We start from the raw sequence: 1,122 nt of genomic DNA, 5'->3' as shown, positions 1-1,122 counted from the left end.
CGCCTCGTCGAGCCGGGCGAGCGCGGCCGTCCGGCCGACGAACCGGGCCGGCTGGTCCGGCACGTTCCACACCGCCGGCAGCTCCGGCGGGAAGATCCCCCGCCGGCCGGGGAAGCCCGGCGGCTGTTCCGGCTGTGGCCGGTCGCCGCGCAGGGCCGCGAGCAGGCTGGCTCGGACGGCGATCTCGCTGCGGTCGAACAGGTCGACCGGGACGAGTTGGCCCAGCAGACCGGGCAGCGGCCGGTCCGCCACCCTGGTCACCAGCAGCCGGCGTTCGCCTCCGGTCGGGTCGGCCGACCACGCCGCCGCCCATTCGGCGACCGCGGGCGAGGAGCGCAGGTAGCCGTCGGAGACCACCGCGATCGTGTGCCGGGCCTGGCTCACCGCCCGGTCCAGCCACCCCACCCGATGCGTCCCCGCCGGCGCCCAGGACTCAAGCAGGACCTGGTAGCCGGCATCCTCCAACGTCCCGGCGATCCATTCGGCCCAGGCCCGCCCGTCGTCCGCGTACGACACGAAACAGTCGGGAGCGCCGTGCCCATCGCCCCCGCCGGTCACCGTCCCAGCATGGCATAGTCACCGAAACGGATTAACCGAGGATGGCGTCGATCGCCCGGTAGACGCGTTCCTCGGAAACCGGGTACGGGGTGCGCAGGCTCTGCGCGAACAGGCTCACCCGCAGCTCCTCGATCATCCAGCGGAGGCGCCGGATCTCGGGCGCCGGCTCCCGGCCGGCGGGGACGGCGGCGAGCAGCTCCCGATAGGCGTCCTGGACGCGCCCGACGGTCGCGGTGTTGAGCCTGTCCCGCCCGGGATCGCGGGGCAGCCGCTCCAGTCGCCGTTCCAGCGTGGTCAGGTAGCGGACGAGGTCCGCCAGCCGGTCGGCCCCGGTGTCGGTGACGAATCCCCGGTAGATCAACGAGGTGAGCTGGTCGCGCGCGTCGGCCACCGACGCCGCCACCGCCGGGGCACGCAGCTCGCGCAGCGCCAGATCGACCGCGTGGGCGAGGCCGAGCACCTGCTGAACCTCGCGGACCACCTCGAAGGCGGCCTCGGGCAGTCCCGCGCGTACCGCGGCGAGCAGCGCGGTGAAGCCCGCTTCGTCCCAGGCGGGCCCGCCGG

2 protein-coding genes are annotated in these 1,122 nt (G+C 74.7%); both read right to left on the bottom strand.

Annotated features, from left to right (window positions below; genetic code table 11):
- The coding region (locus tag AC08ON_RS15565) for a toll/interleukin-1 receptor domain-containing protein (RefSeq protein ID WP_476617222.1) at positions 1–558 on the bottom strand (558 nt) is incomplete at its 3' end.
- Positions 559–589: 31 nt separating this feature from the next.
- Positions 590–1,122, bottom strand: a 533-nt coding sequence (locus AC08ON_RS15560) for a DUF3418 domain-containing protein (RefSeq protein ID WP_476617221.1), incomplete at its 5' end; no start/stop codon positions are given.

It is taken from the genome of Frankia sp. CoWAU3 (assembly GCF_977971855.1).
The sequence above is the reverse complement of the archived record's forward strand: the minus strand, read 5'-3'. Positions and strand labels throughout refer to the sequence as shown.